The 17,573-nt window shown below is 66.4% G+C and carries 19 protein-coding genes; 6 read left to right on the top strand and 13 right to left on the bottom strand.

Annotated elements, in window-relative coordinates; all coding sequences use genetic code 11:
- Positions 1-12 precede the first annotated feature (12 nt).
- Positions 13-909, top strand: coding sequence for an SDR family NAD(P)-dependent oxidoreductase (locus WNB94_RS11000; protein ID WP_341390438.1), 897 nt, complete (start codon positions 13-15; stop codon positions 907-909).
- Positions 910-916: 7 nt separating this feature from the next.
- Here WNB94_RS11000 and WNB94_RS10995 read toward each other — a convergent pair whose 3' ends face one another.
- Positions 917-1,987: an MBL fold metallo-hydrolase gene (locus WNB94_RS10995; RefSeq protein WP_341390437.1), complete on the bottom strand. Its 1,071-nt coding sequence runs from the start codon at positions 1,985-1,987 to the stop codon at positions 917-919.
- Complete coding sequence (locus tag WNB94_RS10990; RefSeq protein ID WP_341390436.1) at positions 1,987-2,898, bottom strand: fumarylacetoacetate hydrolase family protein; 912 nt, start codon at positions 2,896-2,898, stop codon at positions 1,987-1,989. Before WNB94_RS10990 ends, WNB94_RS10995 begins: the two co-directional genes overlap by 1 nt.
- A gap of 68 nt (positions 2,899-2,966) precedes the next feature.
- On the opposite strand from WNB94_RS10990, the gene WNB94_RS10985 reads away from it, so the two are divergent.
- Together WNB94_RS10985 and WNB94_RS10980 are read left to right on the top strand one after the other, a co-directional pair.
- Positions 2,967-3,620, top strand: a complete 654-nt coding sequence (locus WNB94_RS10985) for a TetR family transcriptional regulator (protein WP_341390435.1) — start codon at positions 2,967-2,969, stop codon at positions 3,618-3,620.
- Positions 3,617-4,969: a DUF2254 domain-containing protein gene (locus WNB94_RS10980; protein ID WP_341390434.1), complete on the top strand. Its 1,353-nt coding sequence runs from the start codon at positions 3,617-3,619 to the stop codon at positions 4,967-4,969. Before WNB94_RS10985 ends, WNB94_RS10980 begins: the two co-directional genes overlap by 4 nt.
- On the opposite strand, the gene WNB94_RS10975 is transcribed toward WNB94_RS10980, so the two are convergent.
- Positions 4,966-5,481 carry a flavodoxin family protein gene (locus WNB94_RS10975; protein WP_341390433.1) on the bottom strand — a complete coding sequence of 172 codons (516 nt, stop codon included), beginning with the start codon at positions 5,479-5,481 and terminating at the stop codon, positions 4,966-4,968. The genes WNB94_RS10980 and WNB94_RS10975 overlap by 4 nt on opposite strands.
- Before the next feature lie 147 nt (positions 5,482-5,628).
- Here WNB94_RS10975 and WNB94_RS10970 point away from each other — a divergent pair, with 147 nt between their 5' ends.
- Positions 5,629-7,032: a DUF1254 domain-containing protein gene (locus WNB94_RS10970; RefSeq protein ID WP_341390432.1), complete on the top strand. Its 1,404-nt coding sequence runs from the start codon at positions 5,629-5,631 to the stop codon at positions 7,030-7,032.
- Between the two features lie 9 nt (positions 7,033-7,041).
- Positions 7,042-7,752 carry an NAD(P)H-dependent oxidoreductase gene (locus WNB94_RS10965; RefSeq protein WP_341390431.1) on the top strand — a complete coding sequence of 237 codons (711 nt, stop codon included), beginning with the start codon at positions 7,042-7,044 and terminating at the stop codon, positions 7,750-7,752.
- A gap of 6 nt (positions 7,753-7,758) precedes the next feature.
- Here WNB94_RS10965 and WNB94_RS10960 read toward each other — a convergent pair whose 3' ends face one another.
- From WNB94_RS10960 to WNB94_RS10945, 4 genes are all read right to left on the bottom strand, one after another.
- Positions 7,759-9,201, bottom strand: coding sequence for a SulP family inorganic anion transporter (locus WNB94_RS10960; RefSeq protein WP_341390430.1), 1,443 nt, complete (start codon positions 9,199-9,201; stop codon positions 7,759-7,761).
- A gap of 12 nt (positions 9,202-9,213) precedes the next feature.
- A complete protein-coding gene (locus WNB94_RS10955; RefSeq protein WP_341390429.1) occupies positions 9,214-10,782 on the bottom strand; it encodes an esterase/lipase family protein in 1,569 nt (522 codons plus the stop codon).
- A 120-nt stretch (positions 10,783-10,902) separates the two neighbouring features.
- A complete protein-coding gene (locus tag WNB94_RS10950) occupies positions 10,903-12,111 on the bottom strand; it encodes a glycosyltransferase (protein ID WP_341390428.1) in 1,209 nt (402 codons plus the stop codon).
- 5 nt (positions 12,112-12,116) lie between these two features.
- The gene (locus WNB94_RS10945) at positions 12,117-13,052 is read right to left on the bottom strand and encodes a PEP-CTERM sorting domain-containing protein (RefSeq protein ID WP_341390427.1); all 936 of its coding nucleotides are present in this window, start codon (positions 13,050-13,052) and stop codon (positions 12,117-12,119) included.
- Between the two features lie 208 nt (positions 13,053-13,260).
- Between WNB94_RS10945 and WNB94_RS10940 the strand changes: the two genes are divergently transcribed.
- The gene (locus WNB94_RS10940; RefSeq protein WP_341390426.1) at positions 13,261-13,605 is read left to right on the top strand and encodes a helix-turn-helix domain-containing protein; all 345 of its coding nucleotides are present in this window, start codon (positions 13,261-13,263) and stop codon (positions 13,603-13,605) included.
- A gap of 6 nt (positions 13,606-13,611) precedes the next feature.
- Here WNB94_RS10940 and WNB94_RS10935 read toward each other — a convergent pair whose 3' ends face one another.
- Genes WNB94_RS10935 through WNB94_RS10910 form a run of 6 tightly spaced genes read right to left on the bottom strand, consistent with a single transcriptional unit; the run spans position 13,612 to position 17,567 of the window.
- Positions 13,612-14,169, bottom strand: a complete 558-nt coding sequence (locus WNB94_RS10935; RefSeq protein ID WP_341390425.1) for a DUF924 family protein — start codon at positions 14,167-14,169, stop codon at positions 13,612-13,614.
- On the bottom strand, positions 14,166-14,690 hold the full coding sequence (locus WNB94_RS10930) for a hypothetical protein (RefSeq protein ID WP_341390424.1): 525 nt from the start codon (positions 14,688-14,690) through the stop codon (positions 14,166-14,168). The genes WNB94_RS10935 and WNB94_RS10930 overlap by 4 nt, the downstream gene beginning before the upstream one ends.
- A gap of 14 nt (positions 14,691-14,704) precedes the next feature.
- Positions 14,705-15,730 carry an alpha/beta hydrolase gene (locus WNB94_RS10925; protein WP_341390423.1) on the bottom strand — a complete coding sequence of 342 codons (1,026 nt, stop codon included), beginning with the start codon at positions 15,728-15,730 and terminating at the stop codon, positions 14,705-14,707.
- A 14-nt stretch (positions 15,731-15,744) separates the two neighbouring features.
- Positions 15,745-16,143, bottom strand: a complete 399-nt coding sequence (gene arfB / locus WNB94_RS10920) for an alternative ribosome rescue aminoacyl-tRNA hydrolase ArfB (protein WP_341390422.1) — start codon at positions 16,141-16,143, stop codon at positions 15,745-15,747.
- Positions 16,143-16,538, bottom strand: coding sequence for a hypothetical protein (locus WNB94_RS10915; RefSeq protein ID WP_341390421.1), 396 nt, complete (start codon positions 16,536-16,538; stop codon positions 16,143-16,145). Before WNB94_RS10915 ends, arfB begins: the two co-directional genes overlap by 1 nt.
- Before the next feature lie 39 nt (positions 16,539-16,577).
- Positions 16,578-17,567 (bottom strand): hypothetical protein, encoded by a 990-nt coding sequence (locus WNB94_RS10910; RefSeq protein ID WP_341390420.1) that lies wholly within the window; start codon positions 17,565-17,567, stop codon positions 16,578-16,580.
- Positions 17,568-17,573: the final 6 nt, after the last annotated feature.

Below are 17,573 nucleotides of genomic sequence, written 5' to 3'. Positions count from 1 at the left end.
AGAGAGGCTGTCATGGCTCTGAACTTTGCGGGCCGCGTGGCCCTGATCACTGGCGCTGGCGGCGGTTTGGGCCGCCAGCATGCGCTGGCCCTGGCGGCACGTGGTGCCCAGGTGGTGGTCAACGACCTCCACGAGGCGGCCGTGAACCAGGTGGTGGCCGACATCCGTGCGGCGGGCGGCCAGGCGCTGGGCATCGCCTGCTCGGTCACCGATGCGCAGGCTGTGCAGGCGATGGTCAACGAGGTGCAAGCCCAGTGGGGACGCATCGACATCCTGGTCAACAACGCCGGCATCTTGCGAGACAAGTCGTTTGCCAAGCTGCCCCTGGATGATTTCCGTCTGGTGATGGACGTGCACCTGATGGGCGCCGTGCACTGCACGCAGGCGGTCTGGCCGCTGATGGTGGCGCAAAAGCACGGCCGCATCGTGATGACCAGCTCGTCGTCGGGCCTGTTCGGCAATTTTGGTCAGGCCAACTACGGGGCGGCCAAGATGGCGCTGGTGGGCTTGATGCAGACGCTGTCCATCGAAGGCGCGAAGCACGACATCCGAGTCAACTGCCTGGCGCCCACCGCAGCCACCCAGATGACCGAAGGCCTGCTGCCGCCCGACATGCTGGCCTTGCTCACGCCCGAGTCGGTGGTGCCTGCCCTGCTGGTGCTCGCCCACGACAACGCGCCCACCCGGGTGATCCTGAATGCGGGGGCCGGCACGTTCGCAGCCACCCACATCAGTCTGACACCGGGCGTGCACCTGGGCACGGGCGCCGACGTGGACGAACAACTCGCCGCGGTCCTGCCTCAATTGCTGGACACCCGCCACGCCACGGTGCCGCAAAGCGGCGCCGAGCAAGGCATGAACGAGGTGCGGCAGGCCCTGGCCGCCCGGGGTGCTGACAGCCCACGGTGAGTGGGCCTCAGCCCTGCGCTTGCTGCCACAACAGCTGCTGAACCAGCGCCTGTTGCCGGAAGTGGTTCAGGGCGCCCAGCGCGCCAGGCCACGCGTCCAGCGGCAATCGCCACTCACGGTACAAGGTGCAGGCCGAGGTGAACACCCGCTCCTGCGCCCGCCACCGTGCGAATGGCGCACGCTTGAACGCTGAACTGCGCACCAGTGACTCGCAGGCTTCCTTGACCAACAGGCCCTTGTCGGCCAGTGGCCTGAGGCTCACCTGCAGCCACTCCCAGTAATCGATCTGCGCGCGCACATCCTCGGCGTCGGCCAAGGGGCCATGGCCCGGCACGATCACTTCAGGCTGCAGGTCCAGCACACGCTGCAGGGCCCTCACGATCGACGACACCGGCCCGGCCCAGGCCACGGGCGTCACCCCCACGAAAAGGATGTCGCCCGCGTAGACCACGCCACGCTGTGGCAGGTGCACGATGCAGTCGCCATCGGTGTGGCCGGGGCCCACCTCCATCAGGTGCAAGGTGCTGCCCTGCACGCTCACGGTGGTTTCTCCGCTGAAGGGCTGGCTGGCCGGCAACACCTGCACGCCATCGAAACGGTAGGGGCGCAGCATGTCGCCCATGTAGCGCCCCAGGTGGTTCACACCCGCCAAAGGAATGGCCTCGAACCAGCGTGCGCTCCGCTGCAGCGCGCGCAACTGTCGAGGAGGGTGATGGTGCATCTGGGCCACGGCAGCCTGAGTGGCCGTGATGGGCAGGCCGGCAAACAGCTGGTTGCCCCAGCAGTGATCGCCATCGGCATGGGTGTTGATCACCCGCGTGATGGGGGCCTCGTTCAGCACCGATTGCGCGTGGCTCAGCACCTCGCGCATGTGGTGCAGATCCCAGCAGGTGTCGATCAGCACCGACTGATCACCACAGCGCACCAGGCCCAGGTTGGTTTCGCCCCAGCTGCCATTGGGCACCATCCAGGCGTAGGTGTCGGGGGCCACCTCGTACAGCCCTTCGGCAAACGCCACCGGCTCACCCATGCGGCTGTGTCGGCGGCCGGTGCCCGCCACCATGCGGGCATGGCGCATCACGCCAGCACCTCGTGCAAGATCTCGCCCACCCCGTCGATCTGCAGACGCAAGCGGTCGCCCGCCTGAGGCCAGTGGCCATTTTCCATCGCCGTGCCATGGGGCAAGGTGCCCGAGGCGATCAGCTCGCCTGGCAAGAGCGTTTCATCGCGGGACAAGGCGGCCAAGGTCTCTCCCCAACGGTGCAACATGCCGCGGGTGCTGGTGCGCGCCACGATGCGGCCATTGATCTCGACGAAGGCCTCCAGCGCCTCAACGCGCTCCAGCAGGCCATCGGCCAAGGCCAGCTCGGCCGACATCGAGCTGGCAAAGTGCTTGCACTTCTGCGGCCCCAGGCCCGTGGACATTTCTGGCCGCTGCACGTCGCGGGCGCTCCAGTCGTTGACGACCACCAGCCCGCCGATGGCCGCCAGGGCCTCGTCCGGGCGGGCGTTGCGCAAAGGCTGACGCAGCACCACCCCCAGCTCCAGCTCATAGTCCAGCGCACGGGTGTAAGCCGGTGCCTTGAGGCCCTGTCCACTGGGCAGGAAACTCAGGTGGTTGCCAAAGTAGTAGACCGGCTGGCGATAGGCCAGCGGATGCGGCTTGAACGCGGGAAAGGGCCGGCGAAGCAGCCGCTCGTACAGGCTCGTGAACACATGGGCCGCTGGCATGAAGCGCCGCACATACCCGCGGGAGGACTGAACCCAGTGCAGCTCGTACAGGCTGCAATCGCGAAATGACCGGGGCTGAAAAGGCAAGGCCACCGCACCAGGCTGCCAGGCACTCGCGGGCACCGCATCCCTGAGCGGCTCGGGCAGCCACGACCACTGGGCGCGCTCTGCCGCGTGGGCTGGCCGCCACACCCGGCCATCTTCCACCTGGCAGTCGCAGGTGTCACCAGCCGGTGCCACAATCCGTCGTATCCGCATGCCCACCTCAATGTATCCATCTGTCTACAATGCGGGAAATGTAGCCATATGGATACATGGTGTCAACCATGGATTTGCCTCCAGATTCTTCCCTGTCGCCTGATACCGCGCCGCGCATGGCCGCCGGCAAGCGCCAGCTCATGGACGCCGCCCTGCGGCTGCTGGCCCACCAGCAGGACGTCGATACCTTGTCGCTCAGAGAGCTGGCCCGTGAAGCGGGGCTGAACCACAACACCTTCTATCGACACTTCCGGGATCTGCAGGACCTGCAGACCGCACTGATGCACGACTTCACGCAGCGCCTGCGTGAGGGCACCCGCCAGGCCCGGGCCAACGTGGGCAGCCACCCCTCGGTGACGCACCGCGTGGTGGGCTGGTTGTTCGATTTCGCCAGCCAGCACCGCGAGGTGTTTCTGGTGGCTTACCGCACCCTGCACGGCCCCCCCGGCGCTGCGCGTGAGCATCTGCAAACCTGCCTGGATGAACTGCGCCGCGACATGCTGCAAGAGCAACGCGCCATGCAGTTGCTGCCCCCCGGGCACGACGAGGTGTGGATGCGCGTGTTGGCGGTCTACGGCCGGGCCGTGTATGGTTTGGTGGTGCGCTACCTTGAACACCCGCGACAGCGGGCCGCCCTGCTGCGTGAGTCTGAAGAGCTGCTGGCCATCCTCGTGGCCGGCACGACGGCCCTGTATCCACACACATCGACGCGCACGCCATGAACCTCAAGCAATGGCTGACCCCGGACTGGGCGGTGCCGTCGCGGCTGCAGTTTCTGTGGCAACGCTTCCGCCAGCGCCTGTGGGTGCAGCCCGCCCTGTGGTGCCTGGCCGCCATCGCTGCGCTGGGGCTGTCCATCTCGGCCGATGGCTGGCTGCCCGCCCACGTGCTGCCCGCGCTGGACGAAGGGGTGGTGAACGACCTGCTGCACATCATGGCCTCGGGCATGCTGGCCGTCAGCACCTTTGCCCTGTCCATCCTGGTGGGCGCCTTCGCCTCGGCGGCCAGCGCCGGCACGCCGCGGGCCACCCAACTGGTCGTCGCCGACCCCAGCGCCCAAAAAGCCATCGCCACCTTCCTGGCCTCGTTCGTTTTTGCCATCGTGGGCATCATTGGCCTGGGCACAGGGCTGATGGGGGCGTCGGCCCGGTTCGTGCTGTTCCTGTGCGCGCTGTGGGTGCTGGCCTGGGTGATTTATGCGCTACTGCGCTGGATCGAAACCCTGACCCGCATCGGGCGCATGGGCCACACCATCACCACCGTGGAGCGCGCCACACGGCAGGCCTTGCTGGACATGGCGCGCAACCCGCTGTATGGCGCCCGCGACGCCAGGCAGCCTGATTTTCAGGACCTGCTCCGGCAGGCGCCCGGCAGCCAGCACCCGCTGCACCTGACCTGGTCAGGACACCTGCAGTTCGTCGACATCGACCGGCTGGAACGGCTGTGCCAGGCCCATGACCTGCACCTGCTGATCGAGGCCCGCACCGGTGATTTCATCCATCCCGGGCAGGTGGTGGGGCAGCTGTGGGCCCGTGAGCCGCTGCAGGGCCTGCCCCAGGCGCTGGCGCTCTTGGCACGGGTGCGCGAGGCCTTCGTGATTGGGCGAGACCGCACCGTGCAGCACGACCCGGCGTTCGGTCTGAGCATCCTGGCCGAGATCGCGCAGCGGGCCCTGTCTCCCGCCGTCAATGACCCCGGCACCGCCGTGGCCGTGCTGTCCAGTCAGACGCGGGTGCTGATCGAGTCGCTCACGCACACACCCGAACCCAGCGACACACCCTGCCGCCGCGTGTTTCGTCATCCTGTCGAGCTCGGCCCCCTGGTGTCACTGGCCTTTGACCCGGTGGCGCGCGCCGGCGCGGGCGACGTGGACGTGCAACGTCACCTCATGCGCACCCTGGGTGCCCTGGCGGCGTGCTGCACCCCACCGATCGCCGAAGCGGCCGCTGCGCAGGCCCGGCGCAGTCTGCGGCGCGCGGTCGATGCCCGGATGCCGACCGAAGACTTCGTGACCGTGGAGGCGGCATTTCAATCGGCATTTCAGTCCGCCTCTCAGAAGCCTGCGGCCTAAAACACCCCCAGGTGCAAGCCTGCCGCCATGGACTCGCCCAGCGCATGACACGCCTGCAGATCGTCGGGCCCGATCACCTTGGGCGCCAGGATGGCCTCGGGGGTCTGGGCGTGGGTGCACACGATCAGTGGCTCGGCCACCGGCTTGAGGCGCCATCCCGTGGCGATGCGTGCCACCTGTCGCGCGGCGTTCTGGCCATCACTGCCAGCGCACACCAGCGTGGCATAGGGCCGGCCCTGCAAGGCCTCCAGCACGGGGTAATAGCAGCGGTCAAAAAAATCCTTCATCAACCCGCTGATGGCGGCCAGGTTCTCGGGCGTGGCAAACACATAGCCTGAGGCCGACACCAGGTCGTCCGGGCCGGCCTCCGACGCGCTCAGGCACTTCACCTGCACGGCGTCCGCCCCCGCCTGGGTGGCCGCTTCAGCCGCCGCCCCGGCACGCACCGCCTCGGCCATCTGCCGGGTACCGCCGGTCATGGAGTGATGAACGATCAACAAGGTTCTGGTCATGCCCCGATGATGCCGCAGCGCATGCGAGGCAGGCCATCACCATGACAGTCTTGTCATGAAACGTCGTGAAACGTCGTCGAAGTTCTATTGCGGGCCCAGCCACAGCCGTGTTCCCATGTGGGCACGCTGACTGGAAGGACCTCTCGCATGTTTCAACGCTCACGCATGGCCCCGGTGCTCGCCCTGGGCAGCCTGTTGTTCGCACTGTCTACGCCCGCACAGGCCGGGCTGCTCGCGCCCGGCCCGCTGCAAGCCACGCTGACGGGCGCCGAAGGCTATGCCTATGGCTACCCCCTGATGTTGATGGCCGAAACCTTGGCAGGCACCACCGGGCCCACCCGCGCCTGCGGCTTCGAGGGCGACCTCAACGACTTCTTCCACATCGTCGACCTGCCCGGCCCTGACTTCCGGGCCGTGGTGCGCCCCAACGTCGACACGCTGTACTCCAGCGCCTTTCTGGACCTGCGCAACGGCCCCCAACTGCTGGACATGCCTGCCGTGCCAGGCCGCTACGTGCTGATGGCCCTGCTGGACGCCTGGACCAACAACTTTGCCGGGCTGGGCACCCCCAGCCATGGTGACGGCGAGGGCCACTATCTGATCGCCGGGCCAGGCTGGCAGGGCACCACCCCCGACGGCTACACGCGCATCGACGCCCCCACCCACCTGGTCTGGATCATTGGCCGCACCGAAGTGCGCGGCCAGCAAGATGTCCCCGAGGTCAACGCCATCCAGCGGCAATACCGCTTGCGCCCCTTGAATGGCATTCGCCCGCCAGCACAAACCACGCCCTGCATTCCCCGTGATGCCTCCGGTGCCCCGCCGGCCATCGTCAACCGCATGGGCGCGGTGGACTATTTCAGCCGCTTGTCAGACCTGATCAAGGCCTACCCGCCGCCGCCGGCCGATGAACCCATGCTGCGCAAACTGGCCACCATCGGCGTGGGCCCCTACGCCAGCCGCTTGGTCAGCGACATGCCGGCCCGCACCCAATGGGGGCTGGAGTGGGGCAAGTCGATGGCGCAAACCACCGCGCGTCTGGGCCTGAAGGTGCTGAGCAAAACCGCCCCCTGGACACCCGACCCGAGCAAGATCCCGCTGGGCGACTATGGACAGCAGTACCTGGTGCGTTACGTGGTGGCCCAGGTGGGCTTCGGCGCCAACCGCAACGACCTGGCGGTCTACCAGAACGCCGTGCAGGACGGACATCGCCTGCCACTGGACGGCACGCACAAGTCCTACACCATCACCTTCCCGGCCGGGCAGCTGCCCCCGGTGGACGCATTCTGGTCCGTGACCGTGTACAACCAGGACGGTTATCTGGTGGCCAACGACCTGGGGCGCCACGCGCTCAACAGCTTCAATGCCTTGCAGCCCAACGCCGATGGCTCGCTGACGCTGCACCTGTCGCACCAGGCGCCGGCGCAGGCGCCCACCGCCAACTGGCTGCCCGTGCCGGCGGGGCCCTTCGAGGTGACGGTGCGCCTGTATGGGCCGCAGCCACAGGTTCTGGATGGTTCGTGGAAAATGCCAGCCATACAAGCTGACTGAAACACCGCCATGAACCTGCTCATCGTCCACGCCCACCACGAGCCTCAGTCCTTTGTCACGTCGATGAAGGACCTCACTGTCCAGCACTTCGAACACGCCGGATGGAGCGTGCAGGTCTCCGACCTGTACGCCATGGGCTTCAACCCCGTGGCCAGCGCCGACGACTTCAGCGCGCGCAAGAACCCCGACTACCTGACCTACGCGCTGGAGCAGCGCCATGGCTGGCAAACCGGCACGCTGGCCCCGGACATCGTGGCCGAGGTCGAGAAGGTGCAGTGGGCCGACCTGATCATCTTCAGCTTCCCCGTGTACTGGTACAGCCTGCCGGCCATCCTCAAGGGCTGGGTGGACCGCGTGTTCATCTCGGGCGTTTGCTATGGCGGCACGCGCATCTATGACCGCGGCGGCCTCAAGGGCAAGCGCGCCATGCTGGCCACTTCGCTGGGCGGGCAGACCCACATGTTCGGCCCGGGGGCCGTGCATGGCGAGCTGGAGACCCTGCTCAAGCCCATCCACCAGGGCATGCTGGGTTACGTGGGGCTGACGGTGCTGCCGCCCTTCGTGGCCTACCACGTGCCCTACCTGCCCCAGCCTGAGCGCGAGGCCATCATGCAGGCCTACCAGGCCCACCTGAACCAGTTGGACCAACTGGAGCCCTTGGTGATGCCGTCGCTGAATGATTACGACGCCACCATGCACCCGCTGGTCAAACCCGACTGAGGCGCCTCAGTCGTGCGCGCCTGCGCGCCGCAGCAACTGCTTGCACCGCTCTGACAAGTGCACCACGCGCAGGTGCTTGCCCGCGCGTTGGTAGCGCTTTCGCAGGGTGTGCAGGGCCTCGATGGCCGAGTAGTCCACAAAGCTCAGATGGCGGCAGTCCAGCGTGACGCGGCCAGGGTCGCCCGCCGCATCGAACAGCTTCAGGAAGTCGGTGGTCGACGCAAAAAACAGGGTGCCGTGCACGCGGTACAGCTTGCTGCCATCGGCCTCGTCGTGCGCATCGGCGTACAGCTCGCGGGCATGCTGCCAGGCAAAGTTCAGCGCGGCGATGATCACGCCGCACAGCACGGCCAGGGCCAGATCGGTCAGCACCGTGATCACCGTGACCAGCACGATGACGATGGCATCGTTGCGCGGCACCTTGTTGAACACCCGCAGCGAGCCCCAGGCGAAGGTTTGCTGGGCCACCACGAACATCACGCCCACCAGGGCCGCCAGCGGAATCTGCTCGATCAGTGGTGACAGCACCAGCACGAACAGCAAGATCATCACCCCGGCCACCACACCCGAGACACGCCCACGGCCACCCGAGTTCAGGTTGATCATGGTCTGCCCGATCATGGCGCAGCCCCCCATGCCACCGGCCAGGCCCGAGCTGACATTGGCCACGCCCAGGGCCAGGCACTCGCGGTTGGTGCGCCCCCGGGTCTGCGTGATCTCATCCGTCAGGTTCAGCGTCAGCAAGGTTTCCAGCAGGCCCACCATGGCCATCAGCACTGCATAGGGCGCGATGATCTGCAAGGTCTCCAGCGTCAGGGGCACCTCAGGCCAGGCCAGCGTGGGCCAGCCCCCGGCGATGTGGGCCATGTCGCCCAGGGTGCGCGTGGGCAACTGCAATCCCCAGGTCAACAGGCCCACCCCCAGGATGGCCACCAGCGCGGGCGGCACGGCTTTGGTGAGGCGTGGCAGCCCATACACCACGACCATGGTCAGGGCCACCAGGCCCGCCATCCACAGCAGCGGCTCACCCTGCAACCAGCCCCCATCGGCCTTGAAGTGCTCCAGCTGCGACATCGCGATCACGATGGCCAGGCCATTCACAAAGCCCAGCATCACCGGGTGCGGCACCATGCGCACCAGCTTGCCCAGGCGCAGCGTGGCAAACAACATCATCAGCAGGCCACTGAGCACCACCGTGGCCAGCAAATACTGGGCACCATGCTGCACCACCAGGGCCACGATGACCACGGCCATCGAACCCGCGGCGCCCGACACCATGCCGGGCCGCCCACCCATCAGGGCCGTGATGGTGCAAATGATGAAGGCCCCATACAGGCCCATCAGCGGGTTGAGTTGCGCCACCAGGGCGAAGGCGATGCACTCGGGCACCAGGGCAAAGGACGTGGTGATGCCGGCCAGAACGTCGGCGCGCAGGGATACAGCTTTCATGCGCCCGGAGTGTCACACATTCCAGGCCGATGCCGACAACAGCACTTGACCCTTGATGCCGGGTGCCTGGCCCGAGCTGGCAAAGTCCACCTTCAGCTCGAACAGGCCCTGGCCCAGCGCGCGGTAGTCGGTGGCCTCGGTGGCCTGCCCCACACCTTTCGAGGCCCAGCCATGGGCCACCGACCACACGCCCCCAGGCTGCGCAGGTGGCACCATCTTCACCACCAACTGGTCGCGAAACAGGTAGGCGCCCTCAAAGTGGCTGTTGGGCCAGAAGCGGCGGTTGACCTCGTAATCAGGCACGCGCACGCCCAGGTCCATGTGGTACGCCAGCGATGGATCCTGGTCATTCACCCGGGCCCGGTTGGCCAGGAACACGGTGGACAGGTACACCAGGCGCGCGCCCTTGGTCTTGGGGTCGGTGAGGTGCCGGTGCGTGCGGCAGGCGGGCGAGTCCTCTTCGGCCATGCGCCGTGTGAGCTGCCATCGCTTGCCACGCGGTGAGGCGGCCAGCTCGAACTGGTAGAGGGCCTCCACGTCTTTGCCTTGCAGGTCTTTGGGCAGGCTCACCTCGTCGATCTTCAGCCAGATGTCCACGCGCACATCACCAAACAGAAAGCGCACCAGGTTCTGGTAGGCCTCTTCGCTGTTGACCAGGCCGAAGACGCCCGAGTGGGCCCGGTAGGTGTAGCCCGTGGCCGCCGATTGGGTCACCTGCAAGCGGTCATCGAGCCCCCACAAGGAGGCGTTCTCGATCTTGACCAGGCCATCGCTGCCATGGCCCACGAAGGTGCGCGACAGCCCGGCGCCTGCGTCGTAATCGTTGCGGTTGGTGCCCACCATGCAGAACACGTTCTGAATGGGCAGGGCCGAGGCGGGCATGAAGTCCACGCGGCCATACTTTTTGTAGATGGCCTTCATGTCGAGGAACTCGGCAATGCGCTCACGATTGAAGGTGTTGATCTCGTTGAGCCCCAGCCAGCTGGGCACGTTGATGCCCGCCACATCGATGCCGTTGTGTGGCGTGCCATACGTGAACAGCTTGGCCACCGCCTGACGGGCCGCCGCCGTGCCCAGCTTGCGGTTCTGCAGCAGGCCACGGCACACCAGGCCACCCATGGAATGGGCCACCAGGTAGCACTTGAAGTCTTCCGGCTTGATGCCCTCTTGCGCCACCACCAGATCGCGCACCCGCAAGATCAGCGCGCTCAGCTCGCGCGAGTAGTCTTCGATCTCTTTGGGCTTGCCATTGCCCAGCAGGCGCGAGCCATCGTCGTAGTAGCGGTGGATGATGACCGAGCGGGCGCTGATGCCCTGCTGGCCTTCGCGCGGCTGCCATTCAGGGGCCAGGATGTCGTAGCCGTTTTCATAGACCTCCTGATAGCCAAAATCGCTGATCAGGCGCAACAGGGGGGACTCGAAGATGAACTTGTGAGGCGGGGCCTTGCGGTCCACGGACGCCCGGTAAACGGTCGAGCCCAGGTTGAAGCCGCAGAACGGGTCGGCCGCCGTGTCGTCTCGCTCGCCCGCCGTCATGGCGTAGCCGCGCACGTAAATGATGGGGTGAAAGGGGGTGGACATGGCAATCTCCCAGTGCGTGGTGGGGCGGCCAGCCGGCCGCACATGAAGTCGGTGATTATTGCGGCTTGATGACGCGCGCGATCACCTGCGCGAACTTGAAACTAGGGGGCTGCGCCCAACTCACGCCGCCACCAGCGCCTGCAGGCGCTGCAGGCACGCGGGCCCGATCCGGTCCAGACGGTGCCGCTGCGCCAGGGCCCTCGCCCGCGCAGAGGCCTGCCGCCACCGGGCTTCATCGTCCAGGTAGGGTGCAATGCCCTGGGCCCAGGTGTCTGTCACCGATGGCGGAACCGCCGCCGGTTGCCTCCAGGACATGCCGCACGGCAGCGGCAACACCCAATCGGCATGCTGCACCGTTTCGGGCAACGCGCCGCGGTTGGACACCAGCGGCACCACGCCATGGCCCATGGCTTCCAGGGCCACGCGGCCGGCCGCCTCGTCCACCAGGGAGGGCATGAGCACCACCTTGCTGGCCGCCCAGATGGCCGACAGGTCATCCTGCACCGGCGCCACAAACACCTGCGGGCAAGACCGTGGCGCCACCCCCGCCCGCGCCAGGGCTGCCTGCCATTGCATGGCGCCCGCACGCCCTTCGACAATCAGAACTGGCTGCCCAGGCCGCTCGGTCTGCCAGCGGGCCACCAGGTGGGCCACCACATCGGCGCCCTTGGCCACCTCGGGGTTGATGAAGGTGACGAATGCACGAGGTGGCGCAGACGGCTCAAACACATCGGCCGCGTCAGGCTCGGGCAGAGCGGAGACCGCCGTGGAGCACACCCACACCGGGCGTGACCACGCCTGTTCATAGCGCCCCGCCAGGTCATGACTGGGGGCCCACACTTCGTCGACCTCATTCGCCCCGGACTCGGCGATGGCGCTCTGGTTGTGCATCACACGCACCACACGGCAGCCACGCTGACGCGCCCATGCCCACCGCCGCATGTCGGCGGCGTCCTGGCCAAAGGTGATCACCACGTCGATGGAGGCTTCTTCCAGCACCGCGAGGTAGCGGGCATCGAATCGGTCGCCCCAGTCATCGCACCAGTGGTGGCGACGCGCAGGAACGGTCACGAGCAGATCGGTGCTGACGCCCCGGTCCGTCCAGTGCAGCCAGGTGCCAGGCGCCGAAGCGTGGTTCAAGGGCTGCCCCGCACGCGCCAACGTGGTCGCGAGGTGGCTCAGTGGATCGGCGTTTTCACACCCCGAGGTGCACAAGGCATGCACCTGTGCCCCCGCCAGCGCAAGGGCCTCGGCCAGTTGGCGCATGCTCTGCGCCGCGCCACTGGATCGGTCGTGAACCGACTGCCCTTGCAGCAGCAGAACGCGCAAACGATTCAATGGCCCTGACGTCGACGGCGCCAAACCATGGCGCCTGCCACACCCAGCCCGGCCAGCGCCATGGCCACCGAACCGGCTTCAGGCACGGCAGTGGGGATGGCATTGATGCCCACGTCGATCGACTGGTTGGGCACCATCACACGCAGATAGTCGCCATTGATGCTGGCCGGCGCCGGGTCACCAGGCCATGTCCATCTGACACCCGCCTCGTCAAAATCCACCGTCAGTTGCGCAAACCAGTGCCAGCCGCCCTCCGGGGTGTAGTCAGGCGTGGGCAACCAGGCCTCGATCTCGCCCGTGATCCACGAGCTGCCAGGCGTGTCCAGGTAACCGCTGGCGCTGCCGGTGTAGCCACCCATGTTGCCGGGCAAAGACTGGTACTGCTCGGGCACATAGGGCGAGCCATCCCAGCTGCCTTCGTTGACGCCGATCACCAGGTTCCAGCTCACCGAGGCATAGTCGTACAGACCATCGGCCACGGGCGTGTGCGTCCAGTCCAGCAAAAACTCGTAGCCGGCCATCAGGCGATCATCCTGACCAAACTCGCCCGTCACTCGACCACCCCACACCATGGCGATGCCCGTGGTGTCGCCACGGCTGTACACCACGCTACCGGCATCGCAGCCTGAGTCGTCACATGAATAATAGGACTTGGTGTAGCGTTGCGCATCTTCAAACCGGTTGTCACCACTGAGCTTGAAGCCCAGACCCAGCGTGCTGACGCTGGTCTTGGTGGTGTCAATCTCGCCAGTGAACCAGCCCGAATTCGAATAGGTGGCCGTGGCCGAATAACCGGCCTCCAGCTCGGCCGTGGAGGGGGCCGCCGGCGTTTCATCGACTTCGACCACGGCCATGGCGCTCATGGGCATGGCTGCGATCAATCCGGCTTGCACCCATTGGCGGGCATGATCCAACAAAGGGCTGTGAGACATGTGTCGGCTCCTGATGCGTCATCAAATTGCAAGCCAATGTAGCAAGGATGCATGCGAGCGTGGGCACCCGACGGCCTCGTCTCCCCCCTGAAGTGCAGGAGGCGTGGAGGCATGCAGGGACGAGCACGCGACAATCTGGCGCCACAGCGACGTGGCAACGTCCTGTAACATTCTGTGCAGACACTGCCTGGTATTGCCTGGAGCCGTGATGGATGCACTCAGAGGCCCTTTGATGGCCGCCCTGGACACCGAAGAAGAGCTGGCCGCTTTCGTGTCGGACGCCCTGATGCGGGGCGACAGCGTCTTGCTGCTGGAGGCGCTGAAAGCCCTCGCGTGGTCCCGCTTCATCGCTCAGATGGTGGCCGCCACCGGGGTCTCGCGTGGGCAGCTTGCACCCATGCTGCAGGGCCAGACGCCCTTGACCCTGGACGTGGCCATGCGGCTGCTCAGCGAGCTCAAGCTGACGGTGTCGGTGAGCCCGAGCGCACGCAAAGACGTGCCCGCCCCACCACTGCCGGCCGAGGGCGGGGCGGTGTATGTGCGGCGCTTCTGAGCCGGCTCAGAAGCTGGAGCCGGGCTCACGCAGAAACGCCAGCTCCTCATCGGATGACGCTCGTCCCAGCACCTGATTGCGGTGCGGGTAGCGTCCAAACCGGTCGATGATGGCCTTGTGCCGCAGCTCGTAATCGTGATTGGTGGCCGGTGCCCACTGCTTGAACAGCGGCTCGGCGTGGCGGTGGATGAGTGCCGACTCGCTGTGCATGTAGGGCATCAGCAAGAAGGTGCGCTCCATGGGTTCGCTCAGCGCGGACAGCGCCCCCCGGGCCACGGCCTCCTGCGCCAGGGCCAGGGCCATCGGGTCTTGCGCAAAGGCGCCTGGCGTGCCGCGGTGGATGTTGCGCGAGAACTGGTCCAGCACGATCACCTCGGCCAGGCGGCCGCGCGGCGTCTCGCGCCAGTCCACCAATTCGCCCCGGGCGGCGCGGGTCAGCAGGCCGCCAAAGCGCGCTGCCAAGGCCTCGTCAAAGCCCGCGTCCACCGTCCACCACTGACTGGGCTGGATCTCGTCAAACCAGAAGGTCAGCACGGCTTCGGGCGCAGCGTTGGTGGTGGTCATTTTTTGGGCTCGGTGGTGGACTGTTCGCGCTGCTGCAGGATCTGGGGCACGAAGCGCTCGGAAAACCCGGCCACGAAGGTCCAGAACAAGAGTTTGGCAAGGTCGGGGCCGGTGGCGGGATAGGTGCTGCGCAGGAAGTTGATCAGGTCATCGGCCGTGGGCAAGGGCTCGCTGAATGGCGGGACGGCAAAGCGCGGAAACAAGGGGCCACTGACGATGTCGCTGAGAAAGCCCACATACAGCACGAGCGAGAAGATGCCGCCGTACACCGGCACCAGCAGGATCTGAAACCACGACTCGGACAAAAGCTCGAGCTCCTCGTCAGGCAGGTTCTTGAGCCGCTGCTGGATGCTGACGAAGCCGCCCAGCAGACCACAGCCGAAACACAGCCAGGACACCATGAGGCGCTGCTGAAAAATGAACGAGGAGGCGAAGATGGCCACCACCACGGCCAGGGCCAGCGAGGTCATGAGGATGAGCCGCTTGGTGATGGTGTGGAGCTTCTGGGTGCGACTGGACATGGCGTGTGGCCTGTTCAATGAGCGAGCGGATCACGCAGCATACCGTCTTGCCCGGCTGCGCCCCCTTGAAGATGCGCAACATGGCGCACCACGGCCTGAAGGGCTGAAGGCGCCAGGATCATGGGAATGTGACCAAGGCCGGGCAATATCTCGACGGGCCAGGCTTGGCCCGCATCGCGCACCATGCCTTGCAGCGCAGCGCTCACGAAGGCCTCATCCTCGGCACCGGCCAACACCGACAGCGGACGCCGCACCCGCTGCATCGTGGCCAGGTAGTTGGCTGGGGGCCTGAAATTGCTGGCCAGGTTGAAGTCATACGTGGACGTCAGGTGACTGCGTGCTTCCGCGTTCAGTGCAAACGCCGTCACCGGCAAATGATTGAACCAGCGAATGCCCACCGCGTTGAGGGCGGTGAGCGCCACGATGCGCGGCACGCCCACATGCACCCACCCGCCGCTGCCTGGGCGTTGGTTGGGAGCATCCTGGCTGATGAATGGAGACACCAGGAGGTAACTGTCAAAATCGCCTTGCTGAAGGCTGCCCGCCACGCGCAACACAAACCCACCCCCTGATGAGAAGCCCAGCAGGGTTGATGGCCTGGGCACCTGAACAGCCTTCACAAAGGCATGCAGATCCGATTCAAGCTGGCCGACGTGGTCGATGTGCCCTTTGGGCCCCGATGCGCCATGGCCTCGCATGTCCAACGCATACACCACGTGGCCGGCCGTCACCAACGCACGGGCCACCGCATGCATGCTCACACTGGTGGCCGACGATCCGTGCACCAGGACCACGCAGCCCTTGGCCGTTCCCGCTGGCACGTACGCACGGTAGGCCAGTGACTGCCCATCTTCAGCTTGAACGTACTGCAGATCGGGCAGCCCCTCGCGACTCAAGGCCTTGAACGGCTCGTTGATGCTGACCATGGGCGCTGGATGACGGGGCCCACCCAGCCACAACGCCATGCACAAGGCCGTGCACAACAGCAGCCACCCGAACACCATCGACCACAGCCACGACGGGACCGATTTCAAAAGCATGGCGACCTCCTCGCTCACGGCCGCACCCTGGTCCGCGACGCCTTGATGTCTCCACGCTGCGACTTCGCCTCGAGGCGGCGCTGTCGGGCTGCCCGCGTAGGCTGGGTGGGGCGACGCACAGGTGCCACGCGTGAGGCTTGCAAGATCAGCGCCTCCAGTCGGGCCAGGGCCTCGGCTTTGTTTTGCTCGCGGCTGCGTGAAGTCTGCGCCTTGATCACGATGACGCCTTCCGTGGTGATGCGCTGATCACGGGACTGCAGCAGGCGCTCTTTCACCGCGTCCGGCAGCGTCGACCGCCTGATGTCAAAACGCAGGTGCACCGCGCTGGAGACCTTGTTGACGTTCTGACCGCCTGGCCCTTGCGCGCGCACGGCGGTGAACTCGACCTCGCGCAAATGGATGACATGGCTCATCAGCAGCCCATCCATTCGTGCCATCGGGCATCGGGCGCCAGCACGGCGCGAAGCCCACGCCCTGAAACCTCGCACGATGCGCCGTTGACCAGCCACAGGCTCATGGTGACATCCCCATCCAGCTCGATGGGCCAGGTCAGTTGCCTCACACGGCGATCAGCCTGCACGAGCTCAGCCTGGGCCACCGTGCCCAGGAGGTCGTCAGCACACCGGACTTGACGAACCTGGGGGCACACGAGGGTCACGCCGGTCAGAAAGCCTGGGGCATGGCCGCCTTCGATGGCCGCCACCGCCAGACGCACCCACCAGGCGCCGTCGGCCTGCCCAACACCAGACACTTCGGACGAGGGCAGCACCAGCCGGGTGCCAGGCGATGGCGTGAACTCAGAGCTCATGATGGGCACTCAGGACTTGATCAACGGGCTGCTCAGCCCTCAATCCTTGCTCTCAAAACCAAACCAACCGAACAGGCGCTTTCGGAGCAGAAACAGCAACAGCGCAAAAACGATCACCAGCGCCTGCTCCCAGAACCCGAGGAAAGCCTTCCAGGCTCGCACCAGCAACTCCAGCAGCGAATCACTGGCCACGCGCTGGCTGTCGACACCCACGCGCACGGTGACGGATTCGGCCGATTTGGGAATGGCCGCCCCCGTGCAATCGGCGCTACTGTACAACTCCACGTCCGCCCCCACTGAAAAATCACCGGTCTTGCTGGGCAGCAGCTTGAACCTCAGCTCGGAGCCGGAAGGATCGATCCGCGCGCAGATGCTTTCGCGGGGCTCGACCTCCAGGCCCAACGCAAAGGGCTTGACACGCGCCGTCTGCCCCGAGGTGCCAAGGGACTTGGCTTGTGTGGCCATGCCGACCGGCGCCTGCGGCATGCGGCTGGTCACCCCGATCCACACGCGCAGCTCGCCTGGGGGCCCAGGGATGCTGAGCCGCTCGGTGGCTGAAGCGCGCACGCTGTAATCCTGCGGCTCAGGCGCCACCTTGTCTGCGCCTGGTGGTTCAGGTGCCGCTTCAACCACCAGTTCCACCACCGGGGCGGCCACGTCCGGCTGATCGACCGCCCCACCCGGCCGATGCATCGGCCCGACAAAGTTGGAGGACCAGGGACGGGCCGTGCCAGCCGCTGCCCCAGCCGCTGCACCGTGGCCCATCAAAGCCTCCAGCGCCGCCATCGCCGCCAGGTGGGCTTGCTCGGCCGCGAGGCGTTCGGCTGCCAGGCGTTGAGCCGCTCGACGCGCCGCCTCTCGACGCTCTGATTCTTCGCGCTCGATCTGCATGGCATCGGGCACCTGAACGTGCACAGGCGCTGGAGGCTCTGGCGGTTGAGGCTCGCTGACGGTGCTGCATGCCGCCAGGCAGACCGCTGACCCGGCGAGCAGCCAGCGCTGCGCGCGACGCACAAGAGCCACCAGCACGTCCGC

It is taken from the genome of Aquabacterium sp. A3 (assembly GCF_038069945.1).
Lineage (GTDB): Bacteria > Pseudomonadota > Gammaproteobacteria > Burkholderiales > Burkholderiaceae_C > Aquabacterium.
This window is presented reverse-complemented; position numbering and strand designations above follow the sequence as displayed.